The following is a 19,596-nucleotide window of genomic DNA, read 5'->3' as shown; positions in this document are numbered from 1 at the left end:
GTGATTCACCTAAATCAGCACAACCAAATACAAATAACCCGAAAAAACAGTCCCGCCCCCGACCCGTCGTGGCTCTTCACCACGCCCGGAGACCAAACTGTATTTCCGGATTTTATGTGGTGTTGATGTGCATTTTTATTATAGGCGCTCCTGATATAAAATTATATGCTCCATGTTAACAAGTGTCACACTGACACAGAATTAATAACCATTTAGAGGACATACCAGATACCCAGATGACACTGGAAGAGAAAATCACCTTTTATTCCCGGGAAGATGCGGCCGCATTTCAGAAGTATCTCCGGGAAAAGGGATGTCCGTCACGGATATCTGTAGAACACAGCTTTTCGGGCACGCCGTATTTTGAGGGCACGATCGCGTCGATTCTGCATCTCATCGAGCTGATCGGGGCGCGTGAAAAGGATGCCGATCTGGATGAACTGAAATCAGACCTTCTTACACGCAGAAAAACCCTGGAAGAGTTTTTCGCATCGCACAAACCCGGGGATTCCCTGACGGAAGCAACGCCTTCGCAGCTTCTCGCGCAGGCTGAATCCATCGATGCGATGGGTGAGGATGTGCAGAAACAGGCGTCCGACAAGTTCATGAACGCACTGATGATCCTTGGGACCCTGGAGGATAACGAGCTTCTGGAAGTCTCAGAGGAAAACGAATGCTACACGCTTCTTGACATCAAGGATCCAAACGAGCTCCGGGTTATGTATGCCTACACGGACTTCAGCGGGGTTATGGAAGACGATCTGAACGAGGCCGGGGTCAGCAGCCATATCCGGACCTCATCTGCGACGGCGTATATCATAACCGCCGGCGCCGAGCTTCTGTTCGTTTCCGATATCGAGGATCTGGCCGAGCTTCTGGATAATATGGATGTTGAAGACGACGAAGCTGCCCGGTTTGTGGACGCGGTCTTTTTCAAACAGGCTTTGATCGCCCGGATCCATGCCCTCGTTTCAGAAGGAAAGCAGAGCGAGGCCGAACTGCTTGCCGCGTTCGATGCCCCGGCGTTTCCGCTTGAAGGGACGGATGATGTCATTTCCTATGATATTTCAGCCGAGTATCTGTCCGGAGTCGTCTCAGACCTGAGAAAACAGGGTGTTCTCTCAGGGAAAGACGGTAAGATTAAAAGCAGTTAACGTCATATAATACTGTTAGGTGGGGGATGTGGAGTACAAAGCAGTGTGGATACTGCTGCCCTCACCATTTGTTCTGTGAGCATTTTTTTTATATTTTTTTGGCGTTGTGTCTCTTTCTTTGTTTTACATGATTTTACCCTGACGGAAAGATTAATACATTCTGATTTCCATTGGTAGATTGTATAACGGTTTAGTGCATTCTCGGTTGAGCCCGGGCTTTGGTTCGGCAGAAAAACCCGTTGGTGTGATAGATCCGGCGAATGGATGTCTTAATTGGCGGCGCAGGTCCTAAAGGACAGCTGCGGGGAAGAGTACGGCAGTATTATGCAGAAACGGCCCGGATCCAGAATCAGGAAAGGAAAGACCCTGACGTCTGCGACGATCATTCTGATAGCTCTGCTCATAGTGATCATACTGGGTCTGGCGAGTACCGGAATGCTTGGGACCAATCTGTTTGTAGAGAATCCTATGCTGAAAAAGGATGTGGGAGCCCAGGTTTCGGTTGTCGGCGAGGATGTGGTTGTTTTTATCGCCTGCGGGGAGGATGCAGCGGATCTTACCGAGGTCATCATCTGTATCGAAGGAGTGAGGCTTTCGGATCAGGAGGCCAGGCAGGCAGTTGTCAATAATACCTGTACATTTTCGGGAGCCGCCCGCGGGGTTGCCGGGGAGCGGGATGTCTCTATGAAAGGCGTTTTTTCCGACGGGTCGGTCACGTCGATCCGCTGTTCGAAACTGAATTGTGTGTGACGGATCATCCGTTGCCCCTCCCTCCTTTCCCCGCAAAAAACAAGACATACTTATATGGTGATACCCGCCCAACCTTATCCAGCAAAAGGTCAAAATCATGCATAAACATTGTAGCACCCAGGTCAAGCAGTTTATCCCGCGCGGCGACATGACCGTAAATGAACTCGTCTGTGAGATGGGAAAAGCAGGAGCATACAACGGAGGAAGTCTCTTCCACGCAGTAGAAGTCTATGAAAAGATGCTTTCTGATCCTGACATGACCAAATTCTTCGCTCTTTCCGGAGCCATGGTCCCGGCGGGAATGGGAGGGATCGTCTCGACTCTGATAGAAAAAGGTCACATCGATGTGCTGACCTCAACGGGCGCAAACCTCACCCATGACGTTATCGAGGCGATCGGCTGCCACCACTACCACGGTAAAGCCGAGTGCGATGATGTCGAACTCAGAAACGATGAAGTAAACCGGATCTACGATGTCTTTCTGCCGAATGATGCGTTCGAGGATCTGGAAGAGTTTATTCAGGACGTCTACTGCGGACTTCCCGAAGCGCCGGTCACGATCAGCAGCCTTTTGAAAACGATCGGTGAACAGCTCGACACGGGAATTCTTGCAACGGCAGCAAAACATGACGTCCCCGTCTACTGCCCGGCGTTTCAGGACTCGGTCCTTGGTCTCCAGTACTGGATGTTCTCCCAGTTCCACAAAAAGACGATCCTCGACGCGATCGGCGATATGCATGTTCTGATGAATCAGGTCTTCAACGTCAAAAAGGCCGGCGCGGTTTTGGTCGGCGGAGGCGTCCCGAAGAACTTCACGCTCCAGAGCATGCTGATGACGCCAAATGACTTCACCTACGTTATCCAGCTCACCGGAGATCGCCCCGACCTTGGCGGACTTTCCGGAGCGACCCTTGACGAGGCAAAGTCCTGGGGTAAGATCGGGGAAGGAGGGACAGGCGTTACCGTATACGGCGATGCCACAATAACACTCCCGATCCTTGCGGCCGCCGCCCTGGAACGGCTGGAGAGAAAATAAATGGCTGAACTTCTGCTCGCTCTTGACGTGAAGGGGAGAGAAGAAGCAGCCCGCGTCGCTCTGGCCTGCGAAGGGGAGCTGGATGCGATTAAGATCGGCTACCCTCTGGTCCTTTCGACCGGTCTTGGCATCGTGAAGGAGCTTGCCAAAGCAAACATCCCGATCATTGCCGATTTCAAAGTTGCCGACATCCCAAACACCAACGCCCTTATCTGCGAAGAGGTGTTTGCTGCAGGATGTTCCGGGATCATCACCCATGCATTCTGCGGGTCGGATTCTCTCCAGGCGATCGTGGACGGGGCCCACGATCACGGGGGAAGCGCCTTTGTGGTCTGCGAGATGAGTCACCCGGGAGCTCTTGATTTTCTGAGCGGGGCAAATGCCGAACGAATGGCGAAGATGGCAAAGGAGTCAGGGGCCGACGGGATCATCGCCCCCGCCACGCGTCCTGACCGGACGGCTGTGCTGCGGTCGGTCATCGGCGGTTCGATGAAGATCTACTCGCCCGGCGTAGGAGCTCAGGGAGCACAGCCGGAAGATGTAAAAAAGTATGTTGACGGGATCATCGTCGGCCGTGCCATCTACGAATCAGCAGATCCGGGGAAAGCAGCGCACGAGTTCCGTGTGCGGGCACTCTGATCTTTTTCTTTTTTTTTACGCAGGATATCTGTTGTGTTGGACTGGATCAAATCCGGAAAGTGTAAGGCTGTGTGTGGAAACCTTAGATAAAATCAACTGCAAACCGTAAATCAGAGATCTGCTCTCCGAATCGTTTCGCTTGCTTGAATCGGCGCGGTTGGTTTTTCTCTTGTCTCCACACCCAGCTATACTCCGCCTGATTTTTAGAATTTCGCTGTATCCGCTGTCGCAAACCTTCGGTTTGCTCGCAAGTCTATTGACTTGATCGCAAGTTTCCTTCGAAAACTTGCTCAGCCGAGCCCGGTCCGACGGACCGGGCCGCCTCCGCTAAGACCGCCCCTTCGGAGCAACCCGCTATTTATTTACAACCCGGTCCTCTTAAAAAGTCCCAGACACCGTTTCTTATACTCATCCTCGGTGATGATCCCGTTCTCCCGCAGATACTTCAGCGCCTCAAGGGACTTATCGATCGCCTCATCATCCAGCCCCTCACGCGGCTCCAGCGTTACCGGCGAAACGGGTCTTGCCGCCGGGGGTCTCTGGATATCCGGCCTCACCGTCTTCGAAACATACACTACCGAGTCATCATCCTCCGGCAGACCCATAGATTCGTTCGCAAGATGCTTATACCGCCCGCCCCCGACCCGGGTCCGTCCTCCCGGCAGGATCATCGCATCCCCTTTCCCCTCATCATGCCACTGATCGTCCATCTTCCCCGAATCCTTCTCGAACACGATCACATCATTCACCGGTTCATCTGCCTTCTTTACCGGCTCCGGCTTGGGAGAGACCGACTCCACCATCCGCGAGACCCAGGCCGCCTTGGCTTCCTCGATCTCCTTTCCCGTCTGACCTCCCCTCTCCTCGAAAAACGCATCTCCGGCGCCGTTCCTTTCCGCAAGATCAGCAAACAGACTCTCCGCCGACTTGCCGGCACGGGATCCCGCCGGGGGCTCCTCCTCAAAAACATCATCCTCCCCGGTCCCCTCCGCCGGCTTATGCACGCTCTGCCGTACCAGATACTCTTCTGTAAGCAGATTATGTTTCGCCGCGATCTCCCAGTTGTTTCCCGCCTTCATATTCATCATCTCCCGCAGCGTCAGCAGAGCAGCCCTCAGCTCCTCCACAGAATTCTTGAGATTATGGAAAACATACTTATCGTTATTCACCGTTTTCAGCGTAAGAGTCGGCGCGACCGCAGCAGGCACCCGGACTGACGCCTCCAGCAGATCGATATAGTTCATCTCATAGATCCGGTACACCGTCTGACGCTCAGGGTATCCCCAAAGCATGCGAAGGCGGGTCAGCAGGATAGGGATCAGAAATTTATCCTTACTCCGTGCGTATATCACATTCAGGACCTCTTCGGTCCGCGGAATGTCATCCAGGATCTCGATCGGGAGATCATACTGATACAATACTTCGTGACGCACGGAAAAATTCCTCTGATATTACTATACCATTAGCGTTTGAAAATAGTTAAAGTTCGTGAATGATCGAAAAAAAAGATGAGGGAGAATTCTCCCGGGGCATTTCTGCCTTTACATCATTCCCGGGGGCATGCCGCCCATTCCGCCCATGCCTCCGCCCATCGCGGCCATCTCTTCGGGTGATGGACCGGCCGACTTCGCGGATGCGATGACGTCATCGATCCTGAGGATCATGACGGCGGCTTCTGCCGCTGAGGAGATTGCCTGGGTCTTTACGCGGAGCGGCTCAACGACGCCTGCTTCCCACATATCGACTGCTTTGCCGTCGAAGACATCGAGACCGTAGGTCTTGTGTCCTTTCTCGTGTGCTGCACGGAGCTCAACGAGTTTGTCGATCGGGTCGAGACCTGCGTTTTCTGCAAGGGTTCTCGGGATGATTTCCAGTGCGCCTGCGAATGCTTCGATGGCGAGCTGGATACGTCCGCCCTGGGTCGCTGCGTATTCGCGGAGTCTGAGGGAGAGCTCAACTTCAGGAGCGCCTCCGCCGGCGACGACTTTCTTGTCTTCAACGACACAGGCAACGACACGGAGCGCATCTTCGAGTGCACGGCCGAGCTCGTCAACAACGTGGTCGGTTCCGCCTTTGATGATGATGGAGACTGCTTTGGGGTTCTTGCACTTCTCAACGAAGATCATCTCTTCGCCGCCGACTTTGCGTTCCTCGACGATGCCGGCAATACCGAGTTCGTCTGCAGAGATCGCGTCGATGGAGGAGATGAGTGCTGCGCCGGTTGCGCGTGCAAGTTTTTCCATATCGGATTTCTTTACACGGCGGGTTGCGAAGATGCCTGCTTTGGAGAGGTAGTGCTGAGCGATGTCGTCGATACCTTTCTGACAGAAGAGGACGTTTGCGCCGGATGCTTTGATCTTCTCGACGATGCCTTTGATCATGCGTTCTTCTTCATCGAGGAACATCTGGAGCTGATCTGGGGACGTGATGGAGATCTCTGCGTCGACTTCGGTCTTCTTGTATTCAACGGCTGCGTTGAGCAGAAGGATCTTTGCATTCTTCACGGATTTGGGCATGCCCGGGTGGACACGTTCCTTGTCGATGATCATGCCTTCGATGATCTCGGACTCGTCGATCGAGCCGCCGACACGCTTCTCGACCTTGACGTTTTCAGTGTCGACTGTTCCGTCGGCGTCTGCAACGAGGGTAATAGCGCGAACGATAAGGTCACAGAGTTTGTCCTTGGAGGATTCTGCGTTCTTGCCGGTCATCGCGGTTCCGGCGATCTTTGCAAGGATCGCGGTGTCTTTTGCTTTGACATCGATCGCGATGGTCTTGAGAAGCTCCTGTGCTTTCTCTGCTGCCTGTCTGTATCCGAGAGTGATAACGGTCGGGTGGATGTCCATCTCGAGAAGCTCTTCAGCTTTCTTTAAGAGTTCGCCTGCAATGATGACTGCGGTAGTGGTTCCGTCGCCGACTTCATCGTCCTGGGTCTTTGCGATCTCGACCATCATCTTTGCTGCCGGGTGTTCGATGTCCATCTCTTTGAGGATGGTGACACCGTCATTAGTGATGACAACATCTCCGATGGTGTCGACGAGCATCTTGTCCATTCCCTTCGGACCAAGAGTCGATCTTACGGCTCCGGCGACGGCTTTTGCCGCTGCGATGTTCATGCTCTGTGCATCCCGTCCGCGAGTACGGTTTCCTCCTTCTTTGAGGATAAAAATTGGCTGTCCGCCAAGTTGTGCTGACATAGTATAATCACCTATACCCTGTTTTGACAGAGTAATGTATGGAATATGTTGTTTAGTGGTTCTATATAAACATGATTATTTTTGACGGTCATCGGCGATGTTTTCGGGCCCTATCTTCCTGACTGTATGCAGGACACCCGGTACGCGCCGAAGAAAAATTGGGGAGAAGAAGAGGGTTCTGCTGATCAGAGGACGGATTCGATACGGTCGAGCGCCTCTTCCAGCCGTTCCATGGAAGCAGCATAGGAGATGCGGATCCAGCCCGGAGCTCCGAAAGCAAATCCCGGGGTGGCGGCGACGTGGGCTTTGTCCAGCCAAAGGTTGGCCGTTGCTCCGTCGTCTCCTCCGCAGTTGATGAATGCGTAGAATGCTCCGTCTGCCGGAGCGGTTTTGAGCCCCATCCCGGCAAGTCTGCCGATGACATATTTTTTCCGCGCCTCGAACTCTTTTCGCATGGACTCAACACAGGTCTGATCCCCGGTGAGAGCAGCGACGCCCCCCCACATGGCAAAGGTATTGACGTTTCCAACCGAATGCTGCATGACTTTGTCCATGTACGGGATAACGGTTTCCGGAGCTGAGATATAACCGAGTCTCCATCCGGTCATTGCGTAGGCTTTGGAAAATCCGTTGATGGTGATCGTGCGTTCGTCCATGTCCGGCAGGGATCCCATCGACACATGTTCCTGGCCGTAGATGAGTTTTTCATAGATCTCGTCAGAAAGACAGTAGAGGTCGTGATCGATGCAAGCATCTGCAAGGATCCTGAGCGATGACCGCCCGAGGATCGAACCGGTTGGGTTCGACGGCGTGTTGACGATGATCATCTTGGTTTTATCGGTGATTTTTTCGTAGAGGGATTCATCGACCTGGAAATTATCGTTGAGAGAGTGATGGACCGGTTTTCCCCGGGCGATGGTGACACAGGGATCATAGGAGACCCATGCCGGGTCGAGGATGATGACTTCATCGCCGGGATTCAGGCATGCCGTCATTGTGATCCTTATCGCGTCTTTGGCGCCGCTTGTACAAAGGATCCGGTTCTGGGCGGTCGGTATATGGTTTTCTGTATTGAGTTTTTCAGCTATCGCTCTGGTCAGAGCGGGGATTCCGCGGGAAGGAGCATAGTGGGTCTCGCCCCGGTGTAAGGCGTCGATTGCGGCCTTGGTGATGTGTGCGGGCGTAGCGAAGTCAGGTTCGCCGACCGCGAGGCTGATGACATCTATACCGTTTGAGATCATCTCTTTTGAACGGTTGTTCATCGCCATCGTTGCGGACGGGGGGACTGCAGCGATGTTTTCTGAAAGAGGCAACATACCTTCTATGTCTGTTCTGCAAGATATTTAAGGAAAGATGTTGGCCTGAAAAAAAGGGATTAGGATAAGAAATCGACGGCTGCGGAAAGTCCGTCACCTTCGAGTTTGTACCCGGCTTTTTTGAAGCACATCTGGACGGCGGCAACGGTCGCGATGATCTCGGGTGTATCGATGATACCCATATTGCCGATCCGGAAGATCTTGCCTTTGAATCTGTCCTGGCCTCCGGCGAACTCGATGCCCATCTTTTTGCAGGCTCCGCGGATCTTTGCATCCTCGACGCCTTCGGGATAGAAGAATCCGGTGACGGTGTTCGAGGCTTTGTGCAGAGTATCGACCTGGGGAACGAGGGAAAGTCCCCATGCTTCCCCGGCAGCCCGAACGGCGCCGGACATTTTGTGGTGGCGTGCGATCCTGTTTTCGAGTCCCTCTTCTTCAATGAGTCTGCAGGCTTCGCGCAGTGCAAGGAATAAGGGGACGGCCGGTGTGGTCGGTGTTTCCATCGGGCTGCCGTCGGCGGATTTCTTTGCTTTCTTTAAGTCGAGGTAGAAGGGTCTGTTTTCGGAAAGTCTGTCCCAGGCTCTTTGTGAAACGGAAACGGCGGCAAGTCCTGCAGGGGCTGCAAGACATTTCTGGCTTCCGACGATCGTTACGTCGGCTCCCCATGCATCTGCCTTTACGGTGTCTCCGCCGATCGAGGTGATCGCGTCGAGGATGAAGAGAGCGTCGTATTTCCGGGCGAGTTTTCCGACTTCTTCGGCCGGGTTGAGGATCGCGGCGGACGTCTCGTTATGTACGAGGGTCACGACTTCGGCGCCGTTTTCCAGTTCCTGTTTGAGGGCTTCGAGATCCAGGGCGTGTCCCCATTCGGACTCGATCATGGTCGTTTCGCCGTAGAGTTTGGAGATGAGACCGAGGCGTTCGCCGAACTTTCCGTTGACGAGGGAGACGATCTTTTTGCCTTTGGCAAACGAACCGATGGCGGCTTCCTGTCCCGCGGTTCCGGATCCGGAGAGGACGAGCATGTCGTTTTCGGTGCCGAAGACGGGTTTGAGGGTCCGAACGATATCTGCGTAGCAGTCGCCGAACTCTTTGCTTCGGTGGTTGATCGCCTGTTTCGTCATTGCATTTCGAACCGTTTCCGGCATCGGAACGGGACCGGGCATCATGAGCAGAGTTTCTTTATACATGGGAAAGTCTGTTACATATATGAGAATAGACATACATATACTAATTCCATAGAGGTTTTATCAGATGCCAGAAGTCGCAGTTATAGCCGGTTCCGTTTCGGACCAGTCGATCGTTGATAAGGCAACGACCGTTCTTCAATCATACAATATTTCCTTCGATGTTCAGTTCATCTCCGCTCACCGCGATGCCGATAAGCTGGATGCTTACGTGAAGTCTTCGGATGCTTTGGTGTTCATCTGTATCGCGGGGATGTCGGCGGCTCTCCCGGGTGTTGTCGCGGCGAGGACGAAAAAACCGGTGATCGGTGTCCCGGTCTCCGGGAAGATCGCCGGCGGGCTGGACGCTCTTCTTTCGATCGCCCAGATGCCAAAAGGGGTCCCGGTCGCCTGTATGGCGGTGGACGGCGGGGAGAATGCCGGACATTTCGCGGCAAGGATCCTTGGGAAAAACTAATTTTTTTTGGCGGCTCTGCCGGTGCTGATTTTTACACAGTGACACGGGACGATTTCATGTCGGTCAGATTATAAAAAAGAGGCTGCCGGTTTTTGGCAGCTGGTTTTCACACTTATGCTTCGATGATGTACTTGGCGAGAAGCTCGTTCCATTTCTCGGAAGCCATCAGTTTGGTGAGTCCGTTGTTGATGAGCGTGTGGAGTTCGGTATCACCGTTTCTCATAGCCACACCATACTCTTCACCGGTCGGAATGGTTCCGAGAATGATGATCGCATCTTTTGCTTTGATGTAGTCTTTGATGTTTACATCATCGAAGATGACCGTCTGCACGAGACCGTTTTCCAGAGCGACCATCGACTGGGGGAAGGTATCATAGAGTTTGATCTTTCCGTCTTTTACCATCTGGTCGTACTTTGCCTGGCCAAAGAAGTCATCGCTCTGGATGTACTGATCTGCCGAACAGCTTCTCTGCACACCGATCGTGACGTCTCCTGCCTTGAACTGGTCCATCGTGACAGCAGAGCCTTTCTTTACGGCGACACCCTGATCAACGCTCCAGTAGGGTTTGGAGAAGGTTACCTGAGCTGCACGGGCCGGAGTGATCGTCATTCCGGAGTAGACCATATCGATCTTGTTTCCAAGGAGTGCCGGAATGATTCCGTCCCAGGCGACTGCCTTGATCTCGACATTGAAGCCTTCCTGCTCTGCGATCCACCGGATCGATTCAACATCGAATCCGGCGAATTTGCCGCTTTCATCAACGTAGGAGTACGGCGGGTAGTCCCCGTCGATACCGACGATATAGGTTTTTTTCTCGGACTGAGTGCCGACACAGCCTGCCGTTAAAACAGCAGCCACCACAAGAAGGGCTATGATCGCCCCTAAAAACACTTTTCTATCCATCTGTTAATCATTTCTGTTTCTTCTATAAATCACTTGCTTCCCGGGCGCAGGAATTTCAGAATGATTTTCAAAAGTGTGTGAAAGAGTAGTTACATGTTATTCTTTTTTGAAGTACAGATAACAATGACAGTGACCAAACGCTTCGATATCTGCTGCGGAGTCCCTGCACGGGCATAGGTATATTTTATCGGCCTCGGCGTCCCCGGTCGGGATACGGCAGGGACAGAACCGTTTTCCGTACACGAGTTTGTTTCTGGCTATTCCTTCGATCGTTGAATTAGTGATATCTTTGTTATCATTGAGCGCCCAGCCTTTTTTTACGGCGACCTTCTCGATCGACGGTCGTATCTGCTCGGCGACTTCGCGTATCTCGTCGCGGGTGGGAATAAGATTCATCAGCAGATATTCCCTCTCAAAAGTTATCAGGGTTTGGTTTGCGGCTAGTGAGGCGGCACACTTATGGTTCCAGGGATTTTTGGATCATGCGTTTCTGTATCGGTTTTAAGTGGTCGAGAAAGAGGATCCCGTCATGATGATCCTTTTCATGCAGAAATGCCCGGGCGGCCACTCCTTTGAGTTCGGTTTCGATGACCTGGCCTGAAATGTCGAGATATCTGCAGATGATCTTTCCCGGCCGCCGGACCGGCCGCTGGACTCCCGGAATGCACGGACTTCCTTCCATCTCTTCAACCAGCGTTCCCTCTTTGAGGACTTCGGGGTTGGCTCCTTTGATTGTTACTCCGCCGACGTTTACGATGAACAGACGTTTTGACACGCCTATCTGGGGGGCTGAAAGGCCGACGCATCTGTTCTGGATCATGGTGTCCCACATATCCGTCAGAATGCCGAGCTCTTCTTCCCCGAACTTTTCGACCGTTTCCGCCTGCTGAAAGAGTACAGGGTCTCCGTATTTTCGTATCTCGCGAATCATATGATTCTTTTCTCTCTGGAATCGTTTTAGTGTTGTGATTGCCAATAGATAGGTATGGAGTTAGCGTATGACCACCCGGGGCATGCATCGGGCGTTGTGAACGGAAAAGAGTTCGAGGGTTTTTGTCTGCCGGTCCCGCGGTCGAATCTGATTTTTATCAAGACTGCCGGAGGATTCATCGGCTGCGGATTTTTCGATATGAAGACATTTGATAAACTCGGGATACCGGCCGCGAGGATCACCGGCGTTTCAACCCTCGAAGAGCTTCTTGCCGGAAAAATCGTTGATATGACAGAGTCAGCAGAGAAAGCCGGTGTCAGGATCGGGATGAGCGGGTATGATGCACTTATGCGTTTTTGTTCCTGAAATCCCTGCATGGAGCAAAGATTTTTTAGCAATCAATCCGTTGTATTATCTATGAGAACATCTATTCTCGCATTACTTGCGGTTTTGGCTGCCCTTTCCCTTCTTTGTCTGCCGGTCTCGGCAGCGATAGGTTCGGATACGGCGACCATTTATGTAACGTCGTCTCCTTCCGGGGCCACGGCCACTGATTCGGCAACGGGAGACAAGATCACTACGCCTGACAGTTTTATCGTCTACACGACCGGCACTCCTACGCATCATTACATAACCGTTTCGAAGAACGGGTATTATGATTATTATTATGATGCCGGGATCCCGGCAAAAGATGATTATATCCAGGTCAATGCTGTTTTGACTCCGATCCAGACGACCGGGTACCTTTCTGTCTCTTCGAGTCCCTCGGGAGCCAATGTCTATGTTGACGGCATCTACAAGGGAACGAGTCCGGTGACGGTTTCGGTGTCTGCGGGTTCGCACAGTGTTCGTATGGATAAGTCCGGGTATGATTCATGGACAGGCTCAACCTCCGTGACTGCCGGTCAGACCGCGTATGTCTCTGCGTCCTTAAATCCGTCGGTCACCTACGGGTATCTGTATGTCTACTCCAGCCCGCCGAATGCGGACGTGTACATCAACGGTGTCTACAAAGGCGATACGCCGTTTACGATCGGTCTGAACCCGGGAACCTATCAGGTCATGGTGAAGAAAGCAGGTTATACGTCCTACTCGACCACGTCTTCTGTCTACACAGGCTCGACGACGTCGGTCTCGGCAAATCTCCAGAAGAGTGCGGACGCCTACATCCAGGTGGCTTCCTATCCTTCCGGAGCTGCTGTATACATTGACGGCGGGTATGTGGGAAACACCCAGTACTCCAGCCCGTCGAACCCGAATTACATGCAGGCCGGCCCGTTCACTTCCGGAACATCCCACACGCTTATGCTGAAACTTGACGGATACGCCACCTACTCGTCGTCATTTGTTCTGAGCTCAGGCGAGACCAGAACGTTTTCCGTGACGATGAATCCGGTAACGCCGGTCGTGACGACCGGTTCTCTGCATATCACTTCAGATCCGTCAGGCTCGGATGTGTATGTCGATAATGTCTTCAGAGGCTATACGCCGCTCACGCTGAACGATCTCGCCACAGGTTCCCACACCGTGCTTCTTCAGCACGGCGGATATAAAGACTGGTCAGAGACGATCACCGTTTCTACCGGCCAGACGGTTGAGAGAACGGTTGTGATGTCCCAGTCCGTTGTCCCGACTCCGACCTCGTCGCCGGCACCCTTTATCGGGATCCTTGCCGGACTTGGCGCCTGCGGAGTTGTACTGGCTGCAAGACGCCGTTAATTTTCCGGTTCCTGGACCAACTCTTTTTTTAGCAGTCTCTTTTTGCCAACGATGCGATATATGATTCCATCGCCTTTCTTCGATGAAAACCGGCTACGACAAAGAGTTGGGCGTTAGCGCTAATATAATACTAAAAAAAGTTAGATGCAGTCCTTTAAGTGGAACTTAAAGGGACCGAGGTTTCCGCCGTAGTTTCCTGCGGTGATCTTGACGACACCCGGAACTCTGCATGCTGCCTGGACACCTGCTTTCATTGCTTCATTTACTGCTGCTTCGGAGACACCGTCGATGACGATCTCGTAGACTGCCTTGACACCTTCGGGGATCTCGGTATCCGGGACCTTCTCGCGGATCGTGGGGCAGAACTTTTCGTTGGTGGATGCGCCCATGAACTTGTATTTGTTGGAGCCGACCTTGGAACCGGATGAGACAACTCCTCCGGGGAACGGGGTGATGGTTCCGGGAACACAGCTGATCGCGTCAACTGCCGCCTGTGCTGCAATAAGGGCAGACATCTGGGAGTCGCCCATGATCAGGAAGTTTCCGCCGGCAACGCCTTTGATTGCGCCGACTTCTTCTTCGATGATGAAGTCTCCGCCCATGATCGGGATCGACCAGCAGTTGATGCCGCCGACAACGACCTTGGACTCATATCCGTCGCCGAAGAAGTGGAGTTTGACGGGGATGATCTCTTCAAGACCTGCTTTTCCATTAAAAACTGCGGTCGTAGGTGCTGTTAAAACACACTCTGCGATACGCTCGAGGACCTGTTCTTTCAGTGCTTTCTTTCCGCAGCAGAACATGACCGCATATCCGGGGCGGTTGTCAGGGGTCTCGGAGGCCGGAACGAACCGTTCGATTCCTGCTTCGCAGGGACATCCGATCGTCGAGGTCGCAAAACCGGTTGCTTCGGTTGCGGCTTTGTATGCCCATTCTTTCGTTACTGCAGTGATGATAACACGGGCAGCCCACACCGGGAAGCCTTCTGCATATGTGTCTTCAAGAATTACACCGTTGAATTCCATATTATATGAATTGGGCATTGGGGTAAATAGCGTTTGCGGGTTGGATGCGAAAAGCCCCGTGTCCCCGGGCCGGGATAATGCATTTTCAGCCGGAAAAAAGGAGTGTTGGGATCCCGTCCTGATCTATTCAGCTTTTCTGCGGGAAGGGCTGAGCAGTTTGAGCGGATAGGGAAGGGCAGCACACAAAATGACGGCGGCCGCAATAAGCCAGACCTGGGTGAAAAGTGCTGCCGGCATCCCGACGGTGTCTGCCATGATCCCGATCACCATGATCGAAACCGCGGCAAGCCCCTGGGGAATACCGATCATGATCCCGGATGCAAGGCCGACGCTGCCGGGCATAAGTTCCTGGACCGTCGCGATTTCCACGGAAGCAGTTGCCATCATAAAAAATCCGGCGATGACAAGAGAGATGACCGAGCCGATGCCTGACAGGAAAAATATCCCGAAGTAGGCGATCGTTGCTCCGATGTAGGCGGCGAACATGACCTCCTTTCGCCCGATCTTGTCAGAAAGCGGGCCGGCAATAAGGGTGCCGAACATTCCGGCAAAGATCATGCAGCTGACGACCCCGGTCGCCAGAAGATAATCGACGCCAGCGTATTTCGTTAGATACACGGCAGCAAAGGCAAGGAATCCGTAATAGACCCAGGTCCTAAGCGAACTTATCCCGAGAACCAAAGCGGCATGTCTCCATTTCGGTTTTACCCCTCCGTTATCCGCGGATCTTTGCGGCAGGACCGCCGGTTTCTGCTGATGTTTTCTCAGCAAAACGGCTACTCCGACCGCCGGAATCACGAGCCAGATGAGTGCAGGAAATCCTCCCCAGGCAAATAAAGCTCCGGTGATGAGGGGTGCAGCTCCGTATCCGAATGATCCGCCTACCGAGAACAGGGAAAGGAACGTTCCCCGGTTTGCCGATGTGGTGAACTGATGGATCTGCTGATAGGCATTCGGGTGAAACATGGAGTTTCCGGCCCCGGTGATCACTGCCATGATCAAAAGGACCCAGTAGTTCTGGGTGATCCCGAAGAGAGCGACGGCAAAACCCGTCATCAGGATGCACCAGGAGAGACCCGGGACCCAGCGTCCCTTATCGATCATCCAGCCGGTCAATGGCTGGAAAATGACCATCGTCAGGGTCAGGAGGGTAAACAGGCATCCTGCCATTGCATAGGATGTGATGCCCTGTTCGGTGAACAGAGGGATCAGTGCCGGCAGTATCGCCGGGATCACCGGGATGTAAAAGTCCACTGCCCCGTGGCCGGCGGCAAGGCCTGCTATGCGTTTTGTAGTATCGTTCATGCTATCCGTTCTAATCGGACGATCTCAACAGGGATCTCCAGATTTTCCTGTGTGTGGAAGGCGAATTGTTTTGGGATATTCAGCAGAGCTGCTGTTTTTGCGGTGATGACGGCGGTATTTTTTGTGTATGCTTCAAGGAACGGGATACTGCCTTTGTTGAAGATCCCGTAACAGACCGGCGCCGTCAGGAGAGCGAAGTCGATGAACGGCCGGTCGGCATGCTCTTTTTGTGCGCCAAACGGGGGGTTCATGATCACCGTGTCTGCCGCAAGGGGTTTTGCGGTCTCGTCGATCCGCATTCTGATCCATTCGATATCGACCCCGAATGCTTCGGCATTTTTTCTGGCGATTTTCAGGGCCGCTTCATCTATATCGATGCCGGTGACCTCTGCACCGAGAAGCGCCGCTCCGATCGAAAGCATCCCTGTTCCGCAGCCGAGATCAACGACCTTCATTTCGCATATATCACCGGCGAGCGCTGCTTCGTGCAGAAGCCTTGCGGCAAGCGGGGCAGGGGTCATGTACTGTTCGATATCTGCTTTCGGCGAACGAAATCCCTGTATCTTCTGCAGACACATCTCAAGTTGTCTGAGTTTCATGGTAAAATTTCATCTATGGCGTACTCGTCCCAGGAGCGTTTTCCAAGAACGATCTCAAACTCAGAGGGGGAGAGGACCGGCATGGGAAATCTGCTCTGGTCGTCTAAGGCAAGTCTCGGGCACGCTGTGTTCACATAGGCATCGAAGCCGAGATTTCTCAGCTGCATCTCGGAGATTTCCCGGATCAGAATGATCACGGCGTTTTCGTGGAGACCGGCAAGCCGTTCAGCCAGCTCGCGGCGTCCCTGTCCTGACTTGGAAGAGAGCAGGATCCCGAAGGTCTTCGCACTCTTCGCCTTTTCGATCTGGGCGAAACGTTTTCGCAAGAGTCGGTCGGCAGAGACCTCCTGCAGGATCCCGTCGGCGAACGGGTCAAGGGCAAAGGTCGGTTTTTTCGTAGCGAGCGATACGCCGATCGCATGAAAAACGCCGGTGCCGATGAACAGATATGCTTCTGCTTTTGCATTTTTTGCCGAAGCATACGTACATCCAAGAACCTGACCTTCGAGAGGCGTCCTCGAGGATCCCGTTCCGATAACGGCGTTCACTCCGTGATCTTTGAGCCATTTGCAGATCGCTTTTGTCTGATGGGCATGCTGGATCGTGGTCGTTATACCTACTGATGTGTACTGCCTGAGTTGAGGCACGGCTGACTCGAGGATCTCCAGAGGGATGTCCTGCTGGAACGGGAGATAGATGACGTTTTTTTCCGTGGTGACAGGGGTGTGTCCGACATGGACGAGAACATCTGCCCATTCCAAAGCATCCAGACTCAGATCGCAGGCTCCCCAGCAGGCATCTCCGCTGATGAGGACCTCAAATCCCTCGTTTTTCAGCGTTGCCGAGATCTCCGCAGCTTTTCGCTTCAAACCTTCGGGCAGCTGGACGGCGACCCGTTTCGCGTTCCGGCTTTTCAGCTGGGTAATAACTTCAGAAAGCTGAATCAATGATCTTCACACCGTTTTCATCAACATCGATCGTTACAAGCGTTTTGTAGGGAATGCCGATGTCGGGAGATCCTCTGTTGACAACAAAAAGGATATCAACTAACTCTGCTCCGGCGATCTTCAGCGCAGGAAGGATCCCTTTGATCGTCCCACCGGTACTGATGACATCGTCAATGATCACGACACGGTCGCCTTTATTTACACAATTCATATAGAGGTTCCCTTTGGAGTATCCGGTTTCCTGACCGATGACGACTTCGCCGGGCAGACGGTACTCTCTTTTTCTGATAACGACGAAGGGAATGCCTGTTGCCAGAGTCAGCGCCGTCCCTATATGGATCCCCATTGCCTCGGAGACCACGATCTTATCGACATTTTTCAGATCGAGTGATTTCAGCATCGCGGCCGTGACATCGCGGAGAAGTTCCGCGGTGACCGCCGGGATGCCGTCTGTTATCGGATTGATGAAATAATTATAGACGACCCCGTCTTTTTCCCTTTTGACCATCGGGCAGGTCAGCAGGGACTCTTTGAGGATTTCAAGCATGTGTATATGTTGACGTTTCTTACAAATACGTCTAACGCCGGGGCCCGCCTGCGGACAAGGTTTTTTCTCTTTGTGCCGCTAATGCTCTTTCAATGAAATATATTCCGGCTGTCCTTCTGTTTGCAGTGATGATCGTTTTGAGTGCCGGCTGTATCGGTCTTGGGACACAGACGACCGACATCGTTATGGGAAATGAGACGGTCGGGCATATTTATCTCACGCCGGTGACGGAGAATCTTTTGTCAAACGGATCGGTGACGGAGAAGTTCGACATGAAGGTGGAACTTTTCGGATTCACCTTCACCAAAGAGGGGATAACACAAAACGAGGCTGAGGATCTCATGACCACGCTTTCCTCCGTCAACTCCACGAACACGTCGTCTCTTCTCGATCTCGGGTTCGTCCCCTCGCTCGATGAGATCTCTCCTGACGATCCGGATGATTTTCTGCACCAGATTTTGACTATGCCTGTCACAAATCAGGGGGCCCAGGCTGCGCTTGATTCGGTCGACTTCGACGGTGCCGGGGAGCGGATACAGGCATCGGCCGAACGGATCGCCGAACTTTTAGGGCTCGTCTGATTCAGAGACAGTATTCGATAAAGAATTTTATGCCGATCAAAACGAGGATGATCCCTCCGAAGATCTGCATTTTGTTTCCGAGGATACTGCTGAGTTTGTGACCCGCAAAGACCCCGAAAAAGGAAAACACAAAGGCGACCACACCGATGATCACCGCCGGGAGAAGGATCGCTTCTCCGATCAAAGCAAAACTGATTCCGACGGCGAGGGCGTCGATGCTTGTCGCGACGGCTAAAAGGAGCAGAACTTTCCAGCCGACAAGACTCACGCCGTCTTCTTTTCCAAAAAGACTGTCCCAAATCATTTTCCCGCCGATAAAGAAGAACAGACCGACCACGATCCAGTAGCCGAACGGATCGATCATCCCGTTGATCGGGACCCCGACCGCCCATCCAAGGATCGGCATCGCAAACTGGAAAAATCCGAAAAACAGACCGGCGGTCACTGCCGTTTTTCCAATATTTTCTTTGAGTGATGCGCCGCCGGCGAGCGATACGGAGAACGAATCCATCGCAAGACCGACCGCGATCAAAAGGGAGGAGAGAAGAAGTTCAGCCATTACTGGACAGGTTTTCCGTTCCTGCGCACATGCTCGACCCCTTCCGGATCTTCGACGACTACGACAAACGTTCCGTGGCAGGGTTTTGTGTACGCGTAAATGAGCTTTTCATTGGCGATCCCGATGATGAGCGGCGGGACTCCGATCAGGGCTTTTTCCAGCAGTTTGAATCCCGGGGCGACTTCGTATTTCTCCTTGCTGTTCGTTCTGATGATCTCCCGGGCTTCTTTGAAACTGCAGTTTCGACCCAGGATCTCGTAGTTCATATTTTCAAGACAGCCCATTCGAGTACCTCGTCTAATTTTGTGAGAAGCGGCCGGGTGTTGTGCGTCACCGGAGCCACGACCTTTTCTGTTGGATATTCTATCTCTTCCGCGAGATCATACGCGTGTTCTCCGAAAAGAACCGAAATGAGAAGAGCTTTGGGAGCTACCGCGGACGTTGTTGCCGTGTACGTGAGTCCTGCATCATTGTGGATCAGGGAAATGATCAGCGGATACGAGATTGTCCCGCCAGCCAGCTCTCCGATGGTCTTATCCACGTCTTTGTATTCCGCAACATAGTGACTTTTCGGATCGCTGGTTTTAATAAGCTGCTTAGCTGACGGATTCGCCGCAACGACCGGGCGGTGTCCCGCATCCTGAAGAAAGTCCGCAATGTAAAGTACAAGCGGAGACTGGACAGGGATCTGGGGACAGCCGATTAAAATGAGCACCTCTCCCATAGTAGCTATTCATCTGTTT

General features: G+C 52.9%; 23 protein-coding genes. 8 read left to right on the top strand and 15 right to left on the bottom strand.

Annotated elements, in window-relative coordinates:
* The first annotated feature begins 236 nt into the window (after window positions 1–236).
* The 4 genes from EYA77_RS01175 (at window position 237) to pyrF (ending at window position 3,579) form a co-directional block, all read left to right on the top strand.
* Entirely contained in the window at window positions 237–1,154 is a 918-nt protein-coding gene (locus EYA77_RS01175) for a hypothetical protein (RefSeq protein WP_167815620.1), read from the top strand.
* A 273-nt stretch (window positions 1,155–1,427) separates the two neighbouring features.
* Window positions 1,428–1,904 carry a hypothetical protein gene (locus EYA77_RS01170; RefSeq protein WP_167815619.1) on the top strand — a complete coding sequence of 159 codons (477 nt, stop codon included), beginning with the start codon at window positions 1,428–1,430 and terminating at the stop codon, window positions 1,902–1,904.
* A gap of 97 nt (window positions 1,905–2,001) precedes the next feature.
* Window positions 2,002–2,940, top strand: a complete 939-nt coding sequence (locus tag EYA77_RS01165) for a deoxyhypusine synthase (RefSeq protein WP_042696649.1) — start codon at window positions 2,002–2,004, stop codon at window positions 2,938–2,940.
* Window positions 2,941–3,579 carry an orotidine-5'-phosphate decarboxylase gene (pyrF, locus tag EYA77_RS01160; RefSeq protein ID WP_042696648.1) on the top strand — a complete coding sequence of 213 codons (639 nt, stop codon included), beginning with the start codon at window positions 2,941–2,943 and terminating at the stop codon, window positions 3,577–3,579.
* A gap of 362 nt (window positions 3,580–3,941) precedes the next feature.
* Here the strand turns inward: pyrF and EYA77_RS01155 are convergent, their stop codons facing one another.
* The 4 genes from EYA77_RS01155 to EYA77_RS01140 all read right to left on the bottom strand — a co-directional run bounded on the left by EYA77_RS01155 (window position 3,942) and on the right by EYA77_RS01140 (window position 9,282).
* Window positions 3,942–5,012 carry a hypothetical protein gene (locus tag EYA77_RS01155; protein WP_167815618.1) on the bottom strand — a complete coding sequence of 357 codons (1,071 nt, stop codon included), beginning with the start codon at window positions 5,010–5,012 and terminating at the stop codon, window positions 3,942–3,944.
* Between the two features lie 108 nt (window positions 5,013–5,120).
* The gene (gene thsA / locus EYA77_RS01150; RefSeq protein WP_167815617.1) at window positions 5,121–6,776 is read right to left on the bottom strand and encodes a thermosome subunit alpha; all 1,656 of its coding nucleotides are present in this window, start codon (window positions 6,774–6,776) and stop codon (window positions 5,121–5,123) included.
* A gap of 185 nt (window positions 6,777–6,961) precedes the next feature.
* Complete coding sequence (locus EYA77_RS01145) at window positions 6,962–8,092, bottom strand: pyridoxal phosphate-dependent aminotransferase (RefSeq protein WP_167815616.1); 1,131 nt, start codon at window positions 8,090–8,092, stop codon at window positions 6,962–6,964.
* A 59-nt stretch (window positions 8,093–8,151) separates the two neighbouring features.
* Window positions 8,152–9,282: an alanine--glyoxylate aminotransferase family protein gene (locus tag EYA77_RS01140; RefSeq protein WP_167815615.1), complete on the bottom strand. Its 1,131-nt coding sequence runs from the start codon at window positions 9,280–9,282 to the stop codon at window positions 8,152–8,154.
* 64 nt (window positions 9,283–9,346) lie between these two features.
* On the opposite strand from EYA77_RS01140, the gene EYA77_RS01135 reads away from it, so the two are divergent.
* Window positions 9,347–9,736 carry an AIR carboxylase family protein gene (locus EYA77_RS01135; protein ID WP_167815614.1) on the top strand — a complete coding sequence of 130 codons (390 nt, stop codon included), beginning with the start codon at window positions 9,347–9,349 and terminating at the stop codon, window positions 9,734–9,736.
* A 112-nt stretch (window positions 9,737–9,848) separates the two neighbouring features.
* On the opposite strand, the gene EYA77_RS01130 is transcribed toward EYA77_RS01135, so the two are convergent.
* From EYA77_RS01130 to EYA77_RS01120, 3 genes are all read right to left on the bottom strand, one after another.
* Window positions 9,849–10,640, bottom strand: a complete 792-nt coding sequence (locus tag EYA77_RS01130) for an ABC transporter substrate-binding protein (protein WP_042696636.1) — start codon at window positions 10,638–10,640, stop codon at window positions 9,849–9,851.
* Between the two features lie 96 nt (window positions 10,641–10,736).
* Window positions 10,737–11,036 carry a ferredoxin-thioredoxin reductase catalytic domain-containing protein gene (locus tag EYA77_RS01125; RefSeq protein ID WP_052319888.1) on the bottom strand — a complete coding sequence of 100 codons (300 nt, stop codon included), beginning with the start codon at window positions 11,034–11,036 and terminating at the stop codon, window positions 10,737–10,739.
* Window positions 11,037–11,097: 61 nt separating this feature from the next.
* Window positions 11,098–11,571: a peptide deformylase gene (locus EYA77_RS01120; protein ID WP_167815613.1), complete on the bottom strand. Its 474-nt coding sequence runs from the start codon at window positions 11,569–11,571 to the stop codon at window positions 11,098–11,100.
* A gap of 54 nt (window positions 11,572–11,625) precedes the next feature.
* Here EYA77_RS01120 and EYA77_RS01115 point away from each other — a divergent pair, with 54 nt between their 5' ends.
* Window positions 11,626–11,937, top strand: coding sequence for a YunC family protein (locus EYA77_RS01115; protein ID WP_052319887.1), 312 nt, complete (start codon window positions 11,626–11,628; stop codon window positions 11,935–11,937).
* A gap of 51 nt (window positions 11,938–11,988) precedes the next feature.
* Complete coding sequence (locus EYA77_RS01110) at window positions 11,989–13,290, top strand: PEGA domain-containing protein (protein WP_042696631.1); 1,302 nt, start codon at window positions 11,989–11,991, stop codon at window positions 13,288–13,290.
* A 140-nt stretch (window positions 13,291–13,430) separates the two neighbouring features.
* Here the strand turns inward: EYA77_RS01110 and fhcD are convergent, their stop codons facing one another.
* From fhcD to hpt, 5 genes are all read right to left on the bottom strand, one after another.
* Complete coding sequence (gene fhcD / locus EYA77_RS01105) at window positions 13,431–14,315, bottom strand: formylmethanofuran--tetrahydromethanopterin N-formyltransferase (protein WP_042696630.1); 885 nt, start codon at window positions 14,313–14,315, stop codon at window positions 13,431–13,433.
* A gap of 123 nt (window positions 14,316–14,438) precedes the next feature.
* Complete coding sequence (locus EYA77_RS01100; RefSeq protein ID WP_042696628.1) at window positions 14,439–15,620, bottom strand: MFS transporter; 1,182 nt, start codon at window positions 15,618–15,620, stop codon at window positions 14,439–14,441.
* Window positions 15,617–16,219, bottom strand: coding sequence for an METTL5 family protein (locus tag EYA77_RS01095; protein ID WP_042696625.1), 603 nt, complete (start codon window positions 16,217–16,219; stop codon window positions 15,617–15,619). Before EYA77_RS01095 ends, EYA77_RS01100 begins: the two co-directional genes overlap by 4 nt.
* Window positions 16,216–17,166 carry a diphthamide biosynthesis enzyme Dph2 gene (gene dph2, locus EYA77_RS01090; RefSeq protein ID WP_167815612.1) on the bottom strand — a complete coding sequence of 317 codons (951 nt, stop codon included), beginning with the start codon at window positions 17,164–17,166 and terminating at the stop codon, window positions 16,216–16,218. The genes EYA77_RS01095 and dph2 overlap by 4 nt, the downstream gene beginning before the upstream one ends.
* Window positions 17,150–17,713: a hypoxanthine/guanine phosphoribosyltransferase gene (hpt, locus tag EYA77_RS01085; RefSeq protein ID WP_167815611.1), complete on the bottom strand. Its 564-nt coding sequence runs from the start codon at window positions 17,711–17,713 to the stop codon at window positions 17,150–17,152. Before hpt ends, dph2 begins: the two co-directional genes overlap by 17 nt.
* A gap of 92 nt (window positions 17,714–17,805) precedes the next feature.
* On the opposite strand from hpt, the gene EYA77_RS01080 reads away from it, so the two are divergent.
* On the top strand, window positions 17,806–18,294 hold the full coding sequence (locus tag EYA77_RS01080; RefSeq protein ID WP_167815610.1) for a hypothetical protein: 489 nt from the start codon (window positions 17,806–17,808) through the stop codon (window positions 18,292–18,294).
* 1 nt (window position 18,295) lies between these two features.
* On the opposite strand, the gene EYA77_RS01075 is transcribed toward EYA77_RS01080, so the two are convergent.
* Genes EYA77_RS01075 through EYA77_RS01065 form a run of 3 tightly spaced genes read right to left on the bottom strand, consistent with a single transcriptional unit; the run spans window position 18,296 to window position 19,577 of the window.
* On the bottom strand, window positions 18,296–18,853 hold the full coding sequence (locus EYA77_RS01075) for a manganese efflux pump MntP family protein (protein ID WP_167815609.1): 558 nt from the start codon (window positions 18,851–18,853) through the stop codon (window positions 18,296–18,298).
* A complete protein-coding gene (locus EYA77_RS01070; RefSeq protein WP_167815608.1) occupies window positions 18,853–19,137 on the bottom strand; it encodes a DUF1894 domain-containing protein in 285 nt (94 codons plus the stop codon). The genes EYA77_RS01075 and EYA77_RS01070 overlap by 1 nt, the downstream gene beginning before the upstream one ends.
* A complete protein-coding gene (locus EYA77_RS01065; protein WP_167815607.1) occupies window positions 19,116–19,577 on the bottom strand; it encodes a DUF1890 domain-containing protein in 462 nt (153 codons plus the stop codon). The genes EYA77_RS01070 and EYA77_RS01065 overlap by 22 nt, the downstream gene beginning before the upstream one ends.
* Window positions 19,578–19,596: the final 19 nt, after the last annotated feature.

It is taken from the genome of Methanocorpusculum sp. GPch4, from assembly GCF_012062385.1.
Classification (GTDB): domain Archaea; phylum Halobacteriota; class Methanomicrobia; order Methanomicrobiales; family Methanocorpusculaceae; genus Methanocorpusculum; species Methanocorpusculum parvum.
The sequence above is the reverse complement of the archived record's forward strand: the minus strand, read 5'-3'. Positions and strand labels throughout refer to the sequence as shown.